This is a genomic window from Staphylococcus nepalensis (genome assembly GCF_014635045.1).
Taxonomy (GTDB): domain Bacteria; phylum Bacillota; class Bacilli; order Staphylococcales; family Staphylococcaceae; genus Staphylococcus; species Staphylococcus nepalensis.
In genome coordinates, this window is sequence record NZ_BMCF01000010.1 from 62,480 (window position 1) to 80,034 (window position 17,555).

General features: G+C 32.0%; 16 protein-coding genes and 1 riboswitch. Of the genes, 5 read left to right on the forward strand and 11 right to left on the reverse strand.

Annotated features, from left to right (window positions below):
* Nucleotides 1–111: 111 nt before the first annotated feature.
* From IEU88_RS12485 to IEU88_RS12495, 3 genes are all read right to left on the reverse strand, one after another.
* Complete coding sequence (locus IEU88_RS12485; RefSeq protein ID WP_096810406.1) at nt 112–771, reverse strand: potassium channel family protein; 660 nt, start codon at nt 769–771, stop codon at nt 112–114.
* A gap of 87 nt (nt 772–858) precedes the next feature.
* Nucleotides 859–1,875: a cytochrome d ubiquinol oxidase subunit II gene (locus IEU88_RS12490; RefSeq protein ID WP_096810407.1), complete on the reverse strand. Its 1,017-nt coding sequence runs from the start codon at nt 1,873–1,875 to the stop codon at nt 859–861.
* Nucleotides 1,875–3,227, reverse strand: coding sequence for a cytochrome ubiquinol oxidase subunit I (locus tag IEU88_RS12495; protein ID WP_096810408.1), 1,353 nt, complete (start codon nt 3,225–3,227; stop codon nt 1,875–1,877). The genes IEU88_RS12490 and IEU88_RS12495 overlap by 1 nt, the downstream gene beginning before the upstream one ends.
* Before the next feature lie 199 nt (nt 3,228–3,426).
* On the opposite strand from IEU88_RS12495, the gene IEU88_RS12500 reads away from it, so the two are divergent.
* Nucleotides 3,427–3,660, forward strand: a complete 234-nt coding sequence (locus IEU88_RS12500) for a glutaredoxin family protein (RefSeq protein ID WP_103373401.1) — start codon at nt 3,427–3,429, stop codon at nt 3,658–3,660.
* A gap of 539 nt (nt 3,661–4,199) precedes the next feature.
* Here IEU88_RS12500 and ptsP read toward each other — a convergent pair.
* From ptsP to auxA, 5 genes are all read right to left on the reverse strand, one after another.
* The gene (gene ptsP, locus IEU88_RS12505) at nt 4,200–5,915 is read right to left on the reverse strand and encodes a phosphoenolpyruvate--protein phosphotransferase (protein WP_103373402.1); all 1,716 of its coding nucleotides are present in this window, start codon (nt 5,913–5,915) and stop codon (nt 4,200–4,202) included.
* Between the two features lies 1 nt (nt 5,916).
* Nucleotides 5,917–6,183, reverse strand: coding sequence for a phosphocarrier protein HPr (locus tag IEU88_RS12510; protein WP_096810411.1), 267 nt, complete (start codon nt 6,181–6,183; stop codon nt 5,917–5,919).
* 164 nt (nt 6,184–6,347) lie between these two features.
* On the reverse strand, nt 6,348–6,890 hold the full coding sequence (locus IEU88_RS12515; RefSeq protein ID WP_096810412.1) for a DUF697 domain-containing protein: 543 nt from the start codon (nt 6,888–6,890) through the stop codon (nt 6,348–6,350).
* Between the two features lie 57 nt (nt 6,891–6,947).
* Nucleotides 6,948–8,117 carry a class I SAM-dependent rRNA methyltransferase gene (locus IEU88_RS12520; protein WP_103373403.1) on the reverse strand — a complete coding sequence of 390 codons (1,170 nt, stop codon included), beginning with the start codon at nt 8,115–8,117 and terminating at the stop codon, nt 6,948–6,950.
* Between the two features lie 385 nt (nt 8,118–8,502).
* Nucleotides 8,503–9,804 (reverse strand): lipoteichoic acid stability factor AuxA, encoded by a 1,302-nt coding sequence (gene auxA / locus IEU88_RS12525; protein WP_115359573.1) that lies wholly within the window; start codon nt 9,802–9,804, stop codon nt 8,503–8,505.
* Nucleotides 9,805–10,043: 239 nt separating this feature from the next.
* On the opposite strand from auxA, the gene graF reads away from it, so the two are divergent.
* The 4 genes from graF to IEU88_RS12540 all read left to right on the forward strand — a co-directional run bounded on the left by graF (nt 10,044) and on the right by IEU88_RS12540 (nt 13,794).
* Nucleotides 10,044–10,178, forward strand: a complete 135-nt coding sequence (graF, locus tag IEU88_RS13625; RefSeq protein ID WP_194445642.1) for a glycopeptide resistance-associated protein GraF — start codon at nt 10,044–10,046, stop codon at nt 10,176–10,178.
* A 636-nt stretch (nt 10,179–10,814) separates the two neighbouring features.
* Nucleotides 10,815–10,916, forward strand: a riboswitch (TPP riboswitch).
* A 75-nt stretch (nt 10,917–10,991) separates the two neighbouring features.
* Entirely contained in the window at nt 10,992–11,567 is a 576-nt protein-coding gene (locus IEU88_RS12530) for an ECF transporter S component (RefSeq protein ID WP_096810415.1), read from the forward strand.
* A gap of 12 nt (nt 11,568–11,579) precedes the next feature.
* Complete coding sequence (locus IEU88_RS12535) at nt 11,580–12,995, forward strand: ABC transporter ATP-binding protein (protein WP_103373686.1); 1,416 nt, start codon at nt 11,580–11,582, stop codon at nt 12,993–12,995.
* Nucleotides 12,988–13,794 carry an energy-coupling factor transporter transmembrane component T family protein gene (locus IEU88_RS12540; RefSeq protein WP_103373687.1) on the forward strand — a complete coding sequence of 269 codons (807 nt, stop codon included), beginning with the start codon at nt 12,988–12,990 and terminating at the stop codon, nt 13,792–13,794. Before IEU88_RS12535 ends, IEU88_RS12540 begins: the two co-directional genes overlap by 8 nt.
* Nucleotides 13,795–14,231: 437 nt before the next feature.
* Here the strand turns inward: IEU88_RS12540 and purD are convergent, their stop codons facing one another.
* The 3 genes from purD to purN are packed head-to-tail and all read right to left on the reverse strand — an operon-like array spanning nt 14,232 to nt 17,554.
* Entirely contained in the window at nt 14,232–15,470 is a 1,239-nt protein-coding gene (purD, locus tag IEU88_RS12545) for a phosphoribosylamine--glycine ligase (RefSeq protein ID WP_096810418.1), read from the reverse strand.
* 23 nt (nt 15,471–15,493) lie between these two features.
* Nucleotides 15,494–16,972, reverse strand: a complete 1,479-nt coding sequence (purH, locus tag IEU88_RS12550) for a bifunctional phosphoribosylaminoimidazolecarboxamide formyltransferase/IMP cyclohydrolase (RefSeq protein ID WP_096810419.1) — start codon at nt 16,970–16,972, stop codon at nt 15,494–15,496.
* Between the two features lie 15 nt (nt 16,973–16,987).
* Nucleotides 16,988–17,554, reverse strand: coding sequence for a phosphoribosylglycinamide formyltransferase (purN, locus tag IEU88_RS12555; protein ID WP_096810420.1), 567 nt, complete (start codon nt 17,552–17,554; stop codon nt 16,988–16,990).
* Between the last annotated feature and the right edge of the window lies 1 nt (nt 17,555).

The window sequence follows — 17,555 nt, forward strand, 5'->3', positions numbered from 1 at the left end:
ACACGGTTAAGTATAACTTAACCGTGTGCTTTTATTTTGTTTACTATAATGTTATGAAAATAGGCTGAGACGTATTTAAGTCTCAACCTTTAATATACTTAGGTGCATTTATTATCTAACGACCTTCTTCTCAAAACGATTTAAATCATTATCATGGCCAATCATAATTAAAATATCGCCAATTTCAATATTGATATGGGGATCTGGTGAAACAATAATTTCTCTTCCTCTTTTCACAGCTATGATACTTATCCCATATTGCGCTCGAATATCTAATTCAATAATCGTTTGACCTGCCATTTTTTCACTGACTTTAATTTCAACAATAGAATGTTCATCTGCTAACTCTAAATAATCTAAAACGCTCGCACTTGCTACATTATGCGCAATTCTTCTTCCCATATCTCTTTCTGGATGAACGACTGTATCTGCACCTATTTTATTTAAAATTTTAGCATGATAATCATTTTGAGCTTTAGCAGTTACTTTTTTAACACCTAATTCTTTTAAAATTAAAGTGGTTAACGTGCTTGACTGGATATTTTCACCAATAGCTACAATAACATGATCAAAATTTCTAATACCTAAACTTTTCATTACTGCTTCATCTGTTGTGTCAGCAATTACAGCGTGTGTAGCAATATCACTATATTCATTCACGCGTGCTTCATTCATATCAATTGCCATAACATCCATATCTAAAGCATTCAATTCTCTGACAATACTGCCGCCAAAACGGCCTAAACCTATAACCACATATTCTTTGTCCATATGCGTCCTCCAAACAGTAAGATAATTGAAATGTATCAAATCTAAATAATTTAAACAATTATCATTACAGCACTTTAATATATGAGTTTATTTTTTACCTTTGACATATTCTTTATCAAAAACAAACAATCTCAATAATAATATTAGCGATGGAATAAGTAAAAGTAAACCTAAAATAAATGCAATAATCAAAGCAATTGCCATACTACTATTAACCACGTGTTCATCTATACGTATATAAGGATATAAGATATATGGTAATTTACTTACACCATATCCAAAGAACGCAAAGCCCATTTGTAAAATAACTAATATAAATGCGATACCGTGCCATTTTTTCATTAAAGTAAGCAACATGGCACCTGCAAAACAAATGAAGCTAAGTGCAAACATCCACCAATAATCAAATACTGCCGTATAGAAATGGGTCTCGTTTTGTATTCTTAATGATAGAAAGACAAATAATGAAATGGCTATCATAGGAGGCCCCCAGAATAAGAACCAATATCTCAACAAACTATATGCTGGTTTATCATTTGCTTTCGAAGCGTAGTATGTTAAAAATCCAGACGAAATATAGAGCACTGATATAATTGCTAAAAATACTACTGACCATGAATATGGACTTAAGAGTAACTCAAACCAATTTAAATCCAAATTGTTGTTTGATCCAGTGATATATCCCCCTTCTGAAATTGTTAACGTAGTAGCTAAAGCAGCCGGTATAAATAACCCAGCTAGACCATACATTGCTAACCAAGGTAATTTTGTATCTGGCCCATAATTTTCAAAAGCATAGAATCCACCTCTAATTGACAATAATACAAGTGCAATTGAAGCAGGTACTAACAATACTGTACCGAAATATTTAGCTGAGTCTGGAAAAAATCCAACCATACCTACGAAAAAGAAAACAAAGAAAACGTTAGTTACTTCCCAAACAGGGTTAAGGTAACGTGCAATTAAATGATTAATTTTTTTATCTTGCTTTGTTATTTTCGCATGTAATGTAAAGAAACCAGCACCAAAATCAATTGAGGCAACAATAATATAACAAAATAAGAATATCCATAAAACTGCGATTCCTATATATGCGAATACCATTATGCATCACCTCTTTCTGATGAATGTTCTTCAAACTCTTTATAGGCTGGTTTATTCTTAAACATTCTTAATAATACATACGAAGAAGTTACAATCAATATGAGATATAATATACCAAATAATACTGTCACGAGTGTTATGCCGCCTGCTTGTGTTGCAGCGTCAGCTACTTTTAGATAACCACGCACAATCCATGGTTGACGTCCTTGTTCTGTCAGGAACCAGCCAAACTCTATAGCAAGCATAGCTGCTGGCCCAGTTAGTAAGGCACCATATAACATTGGTTTGGAATAAGTGAATCTCCGTAATTTTTTAAAGCATAGCGTTAATATAAATGCTGCTGAAATAATTAAACAGAAGACACCCATAGAAACCATTAAATCAAAGTAGTAGTGTACGATCATTGGCGGATGTAATTCTTCTGGAAAATCATTTAATCCTTTAACTTCAGTATTTACGTTATTATCTGCTAAGAAACTGAGTATACTTGGTAACTTAATTGCACCGGAAACTTCTTGAGTTTCTTCGTCTAAAGTTCCAAAAAGCACTAAATTAGCATTTGATTCTGTATCAAAATGCCATTCATATGCAGCTAACTTCTCTGGTTGTTCTTGATGTAAAAACTTAGCTGATAAATCACCGGCTAGCATAGAACCTAAAGTAAAGACGATTCCAAGAATCATTGTTAGTTTTAATGCTTTTTTATGATATTCGGCGTCTTTTTTAAATTTATTTTTCATTAACTTAAATGCAGCAATCGCAGCTAATACAAATGCCATTGTCATAAATGCGGTAGCTACAACGTGAAATGATCTTACAAAAAATGAATCATTAAACATTGCTACCCAAGGTTCAACATTAATCATTTTTCCCTTACTCATTTCAAAACCAGCTGGCGTATTCATAAATGAATTGACTGCAGTAATAAAGAATGCCGAGAAAGAACCTCCAATAATAACTGGTATGCTAATTAAAAAATGTGTCCATTTACTTTTAAATCTATCCCAAGTATATAAATAAATACTTAAGAAAATTGCTTCAAAGAAGAATGCAAATGTTTCCATAAATAATGGCAACGCGATTACATGACCACCCATTTGCATAAATGTTGGCCATAATAGGGATAACTGTAATCCTATGATTGTACCAGTCACAACCCCTACAGCAACTGTAATCGTATAACCTTTAGACCATCTTTTAGCTAATGTTATATAGTGAGGATCATTCTTCTTAATCCCCAAAAATTCAGCAATAGCAAACATTAATGGCACGCCTACACCAATTGTTGCAAATATGATATGAACTGCAAGTGTCATTGCAGTTAGAAAACGCGCTAATTCAACTGAATCCATAATATCACCTTTTTTAATTATTTGTGACAAAAATCACAACGTCTATTCATTATAACTAGAATATCTATGATTTAAAATTAGTTAAACTCAAATTTAAGTGACAAATTAATGACCAATTGCATGTAATTTTAATAACTTGAATTATTATTAAAAGTAATTTATATTAAAGTAACTTAATTATCGAAAGGATTGATGATCAATGAACGATGTTATTATTTACACACAGAATGATTGCCCACCTTGTACTTTTATCAAAAACTATTTATCAGATAAAGGCATTACTTACACAGAGAAAAATATTGCTCATTCACAATTTCGAAATGAAATGATAGATTACGATGCATTTGCAACACCATTTATTTTATTAAATAATGAACCAATGTATCAAATTGATATGGATAAAATTAACCACTCATTAAATATAGAGCTATAATATCAGGATTTTAACTGATTGAAAGCAAAACAAAGCCAAGTGCCCCATTGACGTTACACACTATATCAATATGTGATTAATCGAACCAGGAACCAGCAAAAGCAAATCTTATTGCTAACCAATGACATTATTTTAGTTTAATGTATATATTCAATCTAACACTAAAACAAATAAATAAACATTTTTTTACTCAAAAGATGTTTATTTACTATGAATTAAAAAAGTTTAAGACACCCATACTGTTTTGACTTCTACTAGCATATCAGCAATAACTAACTCTCATGAGAACATGAACTCCCTTTTTAAGCATAGTTTCTTAACTCATTGATTTAATAGTACTTACGCATGGGCTTTAGTCATGTAAGCCATTCAATCCTCTTTGACAAAAAGCCTAAAAAAAGAGACCCATTTGGGTCTCTCATAGCCTTTAAAAATGACTTCTTAATTGCTATTTATCTATTTATGAAGACAAACCATTTTAGCCAGAGCGAGATTACGAAAACATTTTAAGAAACGTAGTTTCTCTCCCGCTTTTTTTATTATTTAGTATACTCGCTTACCAATGCTTGTACTTCTTCAGAAGTAGCACAGTTAATTGCTCTTTGTGCTAGTTCTTCCATTTCATTTTTGCTCAAACCTTTAATTTGACGACGTGCTTTAAGAATCGATGTAGCACTCATAGAGAATTCATCTAAACCTAAACCTAGTAATAATGGGATAGCAGTTTCGTCTCCAGCCATTTCTCCACACATACCAGTCCATTTACCTTCTTTATGAGAAGCTTCAATAACTTGTTGCACTAAACGTAATATTGCAGGATTGTATGGTTGGTACAAGTATGATACGCGTTCTGACATACGGTCAGCTGCCATTGTATATTGAATTAAATCATTAGTTCCAATGCTGAAGAAATCTACTTCTTTAGCAAAAACATCTGCCAATGCAGCAGTTGAAGGAATTTCTACCATGATACCAACTTCGATATCATCTGAAACCTCAATACCTTCATTTGTTAAATTTTCTTTTTCTTCTAATAATAATGCTTTAGCATCCTGGAATTCTTTAATCGTAGCAACCATTGGGAACATAATACTTAATTTACCGTAAGTTGATGCACGTAATAATGCACGTAGTTGCGGTCTAAATATTTCGGGTTGATCTAGGCACAAACGTATTGCCCGGTAACCTAAGAACGGATTCATTTCTTCAGGTAAGCTTAGATATGGTAACTCTTTATCGCCCCCGATATCTAAAGTACGCACAACAACGCGTTTATCTTTCATAGTTTCTAGAACTTTTTTATAAGCTTCAAATTGTTCATCTTCAGTTGGCATTTCATCTCTGCCCATGTATAAGAATTCAGTACGGTATAGTCCGACACCTTCAGCGCCATTCTCAATAACACCTTTTAAATCATTTGGTGTACCAATGTTGGCAGCTAATTCAGCATGTTCTCCATCCACTGTTGTTGTTTCTTCATCACGTAATTTCTGAAGTTCTTTTTTATCTTCAAAGAAACGTTCCCGTTTATTTTGGTATGCAATCACTTCATCTTCTGTAGGGTCTATAATTACCTCGCCAGTCAAACCGTCAACAATAATCATATCACCTTGTTTAACTTCTTGTGTAATTGATTTTGTACCTACTACTGCAGCAATTTCAAGTGAGCGGCTCATAATCGCTGAGTGAGAAGTTCTTCCACCAATATTTGTAACAAAGCCTTGTACAAACGCCTTGTTTAATTGAGCCGTATCTGAAGGTGTTAAATCGTTTCCAATTATAACAACGCTTTCATCAATCATACTCGGATTGGGCAATTCCACACCTAAAATGTGCGCTAATACACGCTTAGATACATCACGAATATCTGCAGCGCGTTCTTTCATGTATTCATTATCCATCGATTCAAAGATGGTAATGAATTGTCCAGTTACATCCGAAAGTGCAGTTGGTGCGTTAACTTGTTCATTTTTTATTTTTTCTTCAATCGGTTGAATTAACTCAGGATCATCTAAAACTAATAAATGCGCATCGAAAATAGCTGCTTTATCAGCACCAAGATTTTCCTCAGCGTTATTTCTAATTTTTGTTAATTCAACTTTAGATGTTTCAATAGCTTTTTGAAACTTAGCAATTTCTGCGTCGACATCTTTGACCTTTTCGCTGTTATATGAAAGGTCGGGTTCAACTAATAAATATGCTTTAGCAATAGCTACACCATCTGATGCAGCAATACCATTAATGTAGTTAGACATATTATTTAGTTAATCCTTCTTTAGATAAGATATCTGTAATAGCTTCCATTGCGTCTGCTTCATCGCTACCATCAGCATAGATTGTGATTTCAGCATCTTTACCTACGCCTAAACTCATAACACCCATGATTGATTTCAAGTTAACTTTTTTACCGTTATATTCTAATTGAATATCTGAATCAAATTTTGATGCAGTTTGAACAAGCATTGTAGCTGGACGTGCATGAATCCCTGTTTCGTCAATAATTACATATGATTTTTGTTCCATAATATAATGTCTCCTTCGTATAGTTAGAATCGTTAGTTTATTATAAAACCTAGCATAGTTTTATATAATAACATTACCAAATTATATATATAAATTCAATTCGTTGCACCCATGACATGACAATAATCCGTGAATATTGTCTCTTTTTTGAAAACGCTACACTATCACATTAAAGATTTAGCAACTTTTTCACATTTCTCAATATGATCGTCCCCTATTTTTTTCATAAAATAATAACTAATAGAGGCAGAAATAGCCTGTCCAACAAGTGGAAACCATTTCGTTTGTTTAGCAGCCATACGCTTTGCAACATCTTTTATAACAACCTTTAAGATTGCATTAGATACTTTTCTACCAATGAATTGGCTGCCTTGAATGGCTGCCGATGCAAAAATGCGCTCTTTTACATCTTCTCTCATTGAATTAACTTGTTTATGATCTAAACCATAGATTTTATTAACGTCTTCAATTATATCTCTCATCAGCTTAATATCTACACCGAAATTCAAACCTGGTATGGGTACAACACTAACACTCGATGATAATACTGATTTTTTTCTAACAATTGCTTGAGCGCGTTCGCGGCGCTCTTCAAGTTCAATATGTGTAGTGGGTAAATTATTTTTATTTTTCACATCTTCAATGTTTAACACTTTATTTCCAACTTTTTGGGTCACACTATTTGTAATTTTATTTTTAATACTCATGATATTCACTCCTTGTAAATGCTAGTATATTAAAAACATTACCCTATTTTTAGTGATCTATTGTACATTTACAAAAATAGCTTTTAAATATTTTGATGGTTTGTAGTGAGGATGTGTTTTAAAATCTTTTGGTAAGCCCATTACTTCTAAAAATTCAAAATCAACTTCTGCACGGTTTAAAGTATCTTTAATAACTTTTTTAAAGGCTTTTAATGAAAATGTGCTGTTATTCGTACATAATAATAGCGTCCCGCCTGGCGAAAGTATTTCTAAGGCGCCTAATATTAATTTATCGTAATCTTTTAACACTGAAAAAGTTTTCTTTTTATTTCTAGCAAAGCTAGGTGGATCAATAACAATCGTGTCATAAATTAAATCATGACGTCGTGCGTAGTTAAAGTAATCAAATGTGTCCATAACAAAAATGTACTGTGTTTTTGGATCAATTGCATTCAATCCAAAATTTTCTTCTGTTAAAGATCGAGAACGGTTAGCTAAATCTACACTAGTAGTCACTTTTGCTTTTTCTGCTGAAACAACTGAAAAAGCACCTGTATAACTAAACATATTGAGTAAGTATCTATTATCTGCAAATTGATCTCTTAATTTCTTTCGTACTTCTTTTTGATCTAAGAATATACCTGTCATAGGTCCATCGTTTAAATCTATGTTATAAAAAGTATGGTTCTCTTCGATTACAATTGGAAATTCAGGTACTTCTCCATCAACAAAACCGCCCTCTATATGAGCGTCTTTAAAACGCATTTTTTCAAAAAGTGAAGTATATTTAAAAACATTCTTTAATGCATTTAAAATTTGGTAGCGATACTTATAAATGCCCTTAGAATACCACTGAATTAAAAAGTGACCGTTATAATTATCTATAGTTAGCCCTCCAACGCCGTCACCTTCACCATTAAAAACTCTAAAAGCGTTAGTTCCTTCGATATTATAAAAATATGACCTTTCCTCTTTAGCTGTCTCAAAAAGACTTTCAAAAAAGCGGATATTAATTTCTTCGTCTTTATCATAACTTAATACCCAGCCAAGCCCTTTATGCTGTCTTCCTACATATGCAGTTGCAATAAATTGGTGTTTATCATTTACTAATAAGAACAAATCTCCTTCTTTTAAATGATCATGAGCAAAAACATCCTCATCATCAATCAGCGGGTAACCATTTAAATATTTCATTTCTTTACCTTTATTTAATGTGGCAGTTTTCATAAATATATGTCAGCCTTTCTAATGTTTTGTAATTAATGCTTTCTTATTCTATCATCTCAATAATTATAGTAACATCATTTATATTTAAATAAATATTAACTATATGCAATGCTTAATATAATGTATTACATGTAAACTCACCTCATTAGTTATTTAAAAATAATAAAAGTAAGACAAAAAATCGCGTTTTCACTCTATTTCTCTAGAAATTCCTTTACTTCAGACTTGTAAAGATGGCTGAAAAGGCATGCAGGATTCAGGATGCTTGCATAGATGACTTGTTATAATCACAATTTTAATTCAATTCTTCACTATGCATACCGTAGAAGAACCTGAGATATTGATCAATATCTCAGGTTCCCTATTTAAAGTTATATTTTGTTTGTTAATCTCTTGAAGGTTCACGTAATTTAATAATAAATGATACTGTTACTGCAATTAACATAATTAATAATATTGGTGTAATGAAAATTGATAGTAATAGACCATGAACCATAATATTCATAAATTCTGTTACTAATTTGAAAAATAATAGACTTATCATAAATAACTGTAGATAATAGAATTTATTTCTCAAGAAGTTCGTTATAGTAGTTAATATATAGGCAATGATAATAAACATCAACAATAATAAAGTAATCCATTCGATTACATACTGTGTTTGAGAAATTTCCCAATTACCTGATACAAATAATGCGTTTCTATTATTAAATTCTATAATTGTAAAGAACAATAATACAACACCACAAAATATTTCTACATACGCCGATTTAACCCATTTTGGTATTTTCATCCAATTTGGAATATCATCTTCTTGAATATCAATAATATTCTTCCATTTTTCGATAAATTTATCTTTTTTATCTCTTAATTTTTGAATATCGACACTTCTACGGGTTTTGCGTGTGAACTCAGTTGTCTTATCTTGTAAATTTTTCAAATGTTCTTTTGTTTGGTTTGTAACTGTATCTTTGCTCGCTCTAGATAATTCAGGTTCTTCTTCACCTAATTCTTGTTTTGTCAACGGTAATGATCTTCTTAAAAATAAGAAGTTCCAAATTGACATTTGCCCTAGTAACCACATTAATATAAAGAATGTGTTTACACTTAATATATCTATTGGAATAATTTCATCACTGTCAATTCTTCCATATAACACAATTTGTGTAATTAAATAACTCATGCCGTAACTGAAAATAATAAGTAAATAGTGATATTTTCTGTGCTTTTGATTTAATTCATCTTTATACACGATATACCCAATGTGAATAACAAACGGGATGATAAAAATGATAGCAAAAAAGCTATAAACTTGTGTCATTAGAATTAACGTTATAATAAAGAAAAGAATACCTATAACTAAAAAGAAGATTGAAACATCATAATCATATTTCGTTGTTCTTAAAAGGGCAAACCCAATTAATATAACTGCAACACCAAATAAAATAATTAATATCGCACTTATAACAGGAAAATTCCCTATATAATTACTCATAACTCTTATGATTTCTGCAAAAAATGCATTTATAAAATCCCAAACATTATGAATATGTAATTCTATTTTACCCTTATCCTTTAAATCATGGACCATGGGTAAATTTATTAAAATGATGAGACCTGTGAAAAGCGAAACGATGCCTATTATATAACTATATAATATCTCAGCGTGTTTCTTAAAAAAAGACATACCATTCACCTCAAAGTTATTATATATTAACATTTTGTTCTTGTCTTTAATAAATCCATAAATAAGTCTATAGTATGATAGAAAAAAGTGGTATAGTCAACTTTCCACTAAATTTAAATTACTAAACAAATATTTTACAACCAAAGAATTAAAGTTTCATCTATACTTATTGTTTACGTTTCATTTCATGTGGTAAATAATAACTGTAAGTCATGTTTACTGTGAAGGAGTGTTAAATTATGAGTAAAGAAGAAGCAAATAAAAAAGCAGCTGAAAAAGCAAAAGAAGCTGAAGATAAATTAAAAGATAAAAAAGAAACTGCTGAAAATAATACTGAAGAAACAAAGAAAAACGTTCAGGACAGTTTAGATTAAAATTCGGTATAACGCTTTAAAAAATGTGTTGATTCAAAGATACAGAGGTTATATCGTTACTAAAGGTTGGACTTTCAATATAGACTTCTATTGAGACACTATATATGGCTAGGTTGTTGACTTCTTTCTACGATGAGGATTAGCAACCTAGTTTTTTATGTATTTTGTTTACCTATGGCTCAACTACTTCTATTAACTTTTGTAAAGAAATAAGAAACATATTTATACATATATAATTAGTGTGTATCAGTAGATAATTAAAACTAAAGTATAAAGTTTCGCTTCTTAATTCTGTTGAGTTAGTGATGCTTAGACATGAACATGAGCATACACTCACACGATGGTTTTACCCTTATCGTTCTTGTATATTTTCTAGTCATCTTTACCAGAGTTGAACAATGAAATCATTTTTGAAAATCTGGTTTCTGTTTTCCTCTTTATGATGAGCCTTATATGATATAATGCTTTTTATAAACAATATGAGTTCTATCCGGTTTAGGATAATGCAATACTTTCGAAATCGCAACGTCTATTTTGCACCTAATGACTTTAACATTCGTGAATCTTTAATTTATTCTCGATACGTCTTGACATAAGTGGTGAAAAATCATACATTATAGTTAAATTTAAAATTAATATTCGCACTAGGGGTGTTTAGTGACTGAGATGAGGTATACCCTCAAACCCTTTGAACCTGATCTAGATTAAGCTAGCGTAGGAAAGTGTATTGCGATACAATATTTTTTGTATCCATATGCCTATGTTTAGCGCGCAACTTCTAGAAGGTTGTGCGTTTTTTTTGGAGGAGAATTTATGTCAAAAGGTTTAAAGCTATCAGAAATTTTAGTAACTGTACTTATAGCAGTTGTCTTTGCGCTTATTTATAATATATGGACTTTAGTTTATAAAGCTGTGCAGGTTTCAGGTCTTCATCTTGAAGAGCTCACATATGGCGCCTGGTTTATGGCAGCTATTGTGGCTTATTTAATTATACCGAAAGCTGGGATTGCTTTATTAGCTGAATTTGCTGCAGGCGCTGGAGAGACGATTGTTATGGGTAGATTTGATATTCCGACAATAGTATATGCGTTGCTTCAAGGATTAGCATGTGAAGTTATTTTTGCTGTTTTTAGATATAAATCACGTTCTGCTATGGTAGCAATATTAGCAGGCCTTTTAGCCTCTATCTCTACACTTCCACTTGATTTTGCATATGGATATTTAGGAGAAATTGTTGGGTGGAATTTAACACTATATATCGCCTTTCGTTTAATTAGTGGTATTGTAGTTGCTGGATTATTATCTTATTATATCGTAAAAATATTAGATCAAACCGGTGTAACTAAATTATTTAGACCTGCAACCCAAAAAGATTATGACAATTTATAAGGAGCATGAAAGTTGATAGGAATTGAAAATCTACGATTAAAATACCCAAATGGGATTAAGAAAATATTCGACCATTTTTCACTAAATATACAAGATAAAGAAAAGCTACTTATACTTGGTCCATCTGGTTCAGGCAAAAGCACCCTACTTAATGTTTTAAGTGGTATTGTGCCGAATCTAATCGACTTACCCATGAAATACGATAAATTAGAAATTGATAGTAATTGCGGAGTTATTTTTCAAGACCCTGATAGTCAGTTTTGTATGCCAAAAGTATATGAAGAACTCGCTTTTGTTCTAGAAAACTTGCAAACACCTCGTCAAGAAATGGATGCGCTGATCGAATCAGCACTTGACTCTGTTGGTCTTAGTGTCAACAAAAATCAATATATCAACAATTTAAGTGGTGGCATGAAACAAAAGTTAGCTATTGCAGAAACATTACTTCAACAAGCAGATACACTCTTTTTAGATGAGCCTACTGCAATGTTAGATGTAGAAGCAACTGTTGAGTTATGGGATAAAATTAAATCATTGTGGCAAAACCAAACAGTTATCATAGTAGAACATAAAGTAGAACATATATGGCAACACATAGATCGTGTCATATTATTAAATTATGATGGAGACATCATAGCTGACGCGATGCCAGCTGAAATACTTAACAACTACGAACATCTATTATCTGAGTATGGCGTGTGGCATCCTAAGGCATGGAATAGAGCACCCAAACCAATCGAGCTCGATCACAACCCAGAAACAAATAATAAGATATTCACTTTTGAAAAAGGCATCATTAAAAGAAGAAAACGATCACTTATCAATATTCCTAAGCTTGAGATTACGCAAGGAGAATGGGTTACCATCACTGGTCCAAATGGTACAGGTAAAACATCACTATTAGAATCAATGATGCAACTAATTAGATATGATGGTAATATGTTTTTCAATCACAAAAAGCTCACTAAAATTAAAGACGCTTCCAAAAATATGTACTTAGTATATCAAAATCCAGAGCAACAATTTATTACACATTCAGTTTTTCAAGAAATTTTAATTCAAAACAAATCAAATTATCGTTCAAAAGCAGAGGCTGACGAAAAAACCAACACATTGCTCCGTTTGTTAAATTTAGAAGCTGTTAAAACGCAACATCCTTATGAATTATCTATTGGCCAAAAAAGAAGGCTAAGCGTAGCAATTGCTTTAAGTTCTTCATCCGATTTTATTTTATTGGATGAGCCTACTTTTGGTTTGGATAGTCACAATACCTTTAACCTAATCAAATTATTCCAACAACGTGTGAAAAATGGTCAATCTATTATAATGGTGACACACGATTCAGAAATTATTTCACGCTACCCTTCACGAAGATTATATGTGGAAAATAAGCGAATACTTGAAATCGAAGGTGATAAACATGTTTGAAATGTGGAAAAAACATTATTCCTTCATAGATGACGTGAATATCATTACTAAATTAACATTAGCCATTATTTTGTTTTTTTATATTATTTTTGTACATCAATTTGATTATATGGTTTACATTTGTTTATTAATGTTTATATTTTTATTACTTTTCAATGGTATAAAATTCAAAATTACATTAGCGTTTATTTTATTTACGATTGTCTTTAGTTTAATTTCAGCACTATTTATGATTTTTTATGGCGACGGCACCCACATTCTATTTAAATTCGGATTTATTCAGATTAGTGTAGAAAGTTTAGTTAGAGGGCTTCATTTAGCATTACGTACAACAACCATATCATTCTTTGGTATTTTAATAGCATTTACATCAGAAATTGTTATGGTTTTTTATAGTCTCATGCAACATTTAAAAGTTAAACCAAAAGTTGCGTATGCTTTTATGGCTGCTATTCGAATGGTGCCATTAATGATTAGTTCTCTCGTACAACTTAGAAAATCCCTAAAAATGAGATATCAAATCATATCTAAACAAAATTATAATTTTTTAAATCGCATGAAACATCTTATTATCCCACTTTTAAGCCAAAATATTAGAAAAGCACATCAATTAGCTGTAGCAATGGAAAAAAAAGGGTTTAAAGATGGACCACGTACGTATTATTATTACGCGCCTTTCTCGTATAAAGATATTCTATTAATTATAATTGTCATCATTATTTTAATTGTTGCTTATTTTTTAGCACAACAATTACCTATTACAGGTATAAACGATGTCAGAATAACAAATATTTATTAACCATTACCTTTACTAGATCCAAAATTCGTTATTATCCAATTTTTAAAGCTAAGACAAAACTTAAACCACTTTGTCTTAGCTTTTTTCAATCTAACTACTTGGGTTAAATAATACATTTTTAATAAATTGCTATTCAGCCCTTTATATATTATATGTATTCATTTTAAAATAAATTGTCCAATCATAGCCATTGTAAAACAACATTTAACGTTTTAATAAAATCAAAACGAGACTACTCATCTCCTTTAGAATATAGGAAATCAGTAGCCTAGCTTATACTCTAATTTAATAAAGATATCAAAGCGTTCTAGTCGATAAATAGACTTGAATATACTGCGATATTATCAATAGATAACTGGTGTAAAAATGTGCTTATACTAAACCTTGAAGTTAATTTAGATTTCAGTATACGTCTATTTTAATGTGATAACATCAGCTTATTTAATTGCTTTATTACTAATGTCTTTGCGATAAAATAACGCTTCACTTTTTATTTTTTCTACAGCCTTATATGCATTTGCTTTCGCACTAACGATATCATGGCCCTCTCCGAGTGCTAATATAACACGGCCACCACTTGTAACGAAGTTATCTTTATCTTTTTTTAGACCACTAACAAAATAATTTCCATCTAAATTAAACCCAGACACTATTTTACCTTTTTCGTATTTACCTGGGTAGCCCTTTGAAGCAAGCATTACACCTACGATAGACGCATCTTTCCATTTAAATGTAATTTCTCTTTTAGCTTCTAAATCTAAAATATGTTGCATTAAATCGCTTTCCATTCGGGTTAGCAATACTTGCGCTTCTGGATCACCAAACCTCGCATTAAATTCGATTACTTTTGGGCCTTCATTTGTTAAAATCACGCCAATATAAAGTACACCGAAGAACATGTACCCTTCTTTATACATTGCTTGTGCGATAGGTTGAGCAATCTCTTGATTTGTACGTTCAAGTATCTTCTGATCGATATGTGGTACTGGGCAATAAGCGCCCATTCCACCAGTATTTGGCCCTTTATCTTCATCAAATGCGCGTTTATGGTCTTGTGCAATACAATCGAATGGCACGACATAATCGCCGTTTACAAACGTCATTAATGAAAATTCTTCGCCTTCTAGGAATTGTTCAAAGACCACTGTACCTAACTCTTGTGAGTACAATAAATGAACCGCTTCAACCGCTTCCTCGTAATTTTCTGCAATAATAACACCCTTGCCTGCTGCTAAACCATCTTTCTTTAATACAACTGGGTATTCGCATGTTTCAATATATTGTAATGCATCAAACTTATTCGTGATTTCTTTATATTCTGCAGTAGGAATATTATATTTTTCCATTAACTGCTTTGCGAATAATTTTGAACCTTCAATCTGTGCTGCTGCTTTATTTGGACCAAACACTTTGATTTGTTTTGCCTGTAATTTGTCAGCTAAGCCATCCGTTAAAGGTTGTTCTGGTCCTATAATAACCCATGAAATGTTGTTTTCGTTAGCAAATTCGACAATTCGGTCATGTTCTGTTTCTGCTATTTCACTATGAACCTCTGCAATGTCTGACATTGCATCATTACCTGGAATTGCAAAAATTTTATTTACTAGTGAAGATTGGTTTAACTTATGCACTAAGATATGTTCTCTTCCACCTGTGCCAATAACTAGTACTTTCATAAATGGTTTTGCCTCCAATGTATTTAGTGTTTAAAATGCCTAACGCCAGTAGTTACCATTGCTATACCATGTTTATTTGCCATATCAATTGAATCTTGATCTTTAATAGACCCGCCCGGTTGTATGATTGCTTTAATACCATGTTGTGCTGCAAGTTCAACTGTATCATCCATTGGGAAAAATCCATCTGATACCATAACGACTTTGTCATTTATCTCAATCGCACGCTCAATAGCGATTTTAGCTGAACCTACACGATTCATTTGACCAGCGCCAATACCAACTGTTTGTTTATTGTTACATAAAATAATTGCATTACTTTTAACAGATGCGATGACTTTCCATCCAAGTAACATCGCATCCCATTGTGCCTCAGTAGGAGTGGCTTCAGTAACAACAGTCAAATCATTACGATGAACCACGACATTATCTTTATCTTGTACTAAATAACCACCAGAAACAGAAACAATCTCTTCTTCATTATTGTCAATTGTCATGTTAATTTCTAATAGCCTTATATTTTTCTTCTTACTTAAAATTTCTAACGCTTCTTGTGTGAAATGAGGTGCAATAATCACTTCTAGGAATATGCTGTGTAACGTTTCTGCCAATTTAGTATCAACACTTCTATTTAAAGCTACAATACCGCCAAAAATAGATTGGCTATCTGCTTCAAAAGCATATTGATATGCTTCAAATATTGTTTCACCAACGCCTACGCCGCAAGGATTCATATGTTTAACTGCTACGGCTGCTGGCGTTTCAAATTGCTTAACAAGTGAAAGCGCTGCATCAGCATCTTTGATATTATTGTAACTCAATTGTTTGCCATGTAATTGCTTAGCGCCACCTAGTGTGTGATTAGCTTCAGACGTGCGAACAAAAGATGCTTTTTGTTGTGGGTTTTCACCATATCTTAAACTTTCTTTATTATTTTTAAAGAAGTCAACTATTGCAGTATCATATTGATTTGTATGTTCAAACACCTTAATCATTAATGATTTTCTATAAGACTCATCTAATTGATTTACTTTCAATTTTTCGATAACTTCATTATAGTCTGCTGGATGTACAACAGTAGTTACATGTTTATAGTTTTTAGCTGCCGCACGCAACATAGTAGGACCACCAATATCTATATTTTCGATTGCCTCTTCTTCTGTAACATCTGGTTTAGCAACCGTTTCTTTAAATGGATATAAGTTAACCACAACGATATCTATCAAATCAATGTGCTGTTCTCTGAGTTGTTCTAAATGTTCTGGTTTATCACGATCTGCTAAGATACCACCATGAACAGCCGGGTGTAGTGTTTTTACTCGACCATCCATAATTTCATCGAAATGCGTTAATTCAGAAATAGATTTGACTGTAATATTCGCTTCAACTAAAGTGCGCATTGTACCACCAGTTGAATATAACTCATATCCTAATTGTTGTAATGATTGAGCAAATGCGACAATGCCCGTTTTATTAGATACACTTAAAATTGCCTTTTTCATTTTTATTGGCACCTCTTATTGAATAATTTTCGAAATAACTTCTGGATATAATGTATGTTCTAATGCTTTAATTCTTGTTTCTAATTGCTCTTTTGTGTCGCCCGGTTTAATATCACATGTACGTTGTTCAATAATTTCTCCTGTATCCATCCCACTGTCTACATAATGTACTGTCGTACCTGTAATACTTTCTCCACTATTTAAAGCTTGCCCAACCGCATCTTTGCCACGATATTTGGGCAATAGTGAAGGATGAATGTTAATAATACGTTTTGGATACGCGTTTAAGATGTTTGCGCCGATTAATTTCATATATCCCGCTAAAACGATCCATTCTACCTTTTCAGCAGTTAACCATTCTATTATTTTACGTTCATAATCTGCTTTAGAATCAAAATTTTTAAGTTCGTTAATATGTACATCTAAATTGTACTTTCTTGCACGCTCTATACAATAAGCATCCACTCTATCTGTATATAAAGCAGTCACTTCAATTTGAGGTAATTTGCCTGCTACAACTTGCGACATGATACTTTCAAAATTACTTCCTGATCCTGAAGCAAAAATGGCTATGTTAGTCACT

Excerpts from the sequence above, each read along its gene's own strand:
- IEU88_RS12495 (WP_096810408.1), bottom strand. The coding sequence starts at position 3,227 with ATGGATTCAGTTGAATTAGCGCGTTTTCTAACTGCAATGACACTTGCA.
- IEU88_RS12485 (WP_096810406.1), bottom strand. The coding sequence starts at position 771 with ATGGACAAAGAATATGTGGTTATAGGTTTAGGCCGTTTTGGCGGCAGT.
- IEU88_RS12520 (WP_103373403.1), bottom strand. The coding sequence starts at position 8,117 with ATGAAAACTGCCACATTAAATAAAGGTAAAGAAATGAAATATTTAAAT.
- IEU88_RS12530 (WP_096810415.1), top strand. The coding sequence starts at position 10,992 with ATGTCAAAAGGTTTAAAGCTATCAGAAATTTTAGTAACTGTACTTATA.
- IEU88_RS12510 (WP_096810411.1), bottom strand. The coding sequence starts at position 6,183 with ATGGAACAAAAATCATATGTAATTATTGACGAAACAGGGATTCATGCA.
- ptsP (WP_103373402.1), bottom strand. The coding sequence starts at position 5,915 with ATGTCTAACTACATTAATGGTATTGCTGCATCAGATGGTGTAGCTATT.
- graF (WP_194445642.1), top strand. The coding sequence starts at position 10,044 with ATGAGTAAAGAAGAAGCAAATAAAAAAGCAGCTGAAAAAGCAAAAGAA.
- IEU88_RS12540 (WP_103373687.1), top strand. The coding sequence starts at position 12,988 with ATGTTTGAAATGTGGAAAAAACATTATTCCTTCATAGATGACGTGAAT.
- purH (WP_096810419.1), bottom strand. The coding sequence starts at position 16,972 with ATGAAAAAGGCAATTTTAAGTGTATCTAATAAAACGGGCATTGTCGCA.
- auxA (WP_115359573.1), bottom strand. The coding sequence starts at position 9,804 with ATGTCTTTTTTTAAGAAACACGCTGAGATATTATATAGTTATATAATA.
- purD (WP_096810418.1), bottom strand. The coding sequence starts at position 15,470 with ATGAAAGTACTAGTTATTGGCACAGGTGGAAGAGAACATATCTTAGTG.
- IEU88_RS12490 (WP_096810407.1), bottom strand. The coding sequence starts at position 1,875 with ATGGTATTCGCATATATAGGAATCGCAGTTTTATGGATATTCTTATTT.
- IEU88_RS12500 (WP_103373401.1), top strand. The coding sequence starts at position 3,427 with ATGAACGATGTTATTATTTACACACAGAATGATTGCCCACCTTGTACT.
- IEU88_RS12515 (WP_096810412.1), bottom strand. The coding sequence starts at position 6,890 with ATGAGTATTAAAAATAAAATTACAAATAGTGTGACCCAAAAAGTTGGA.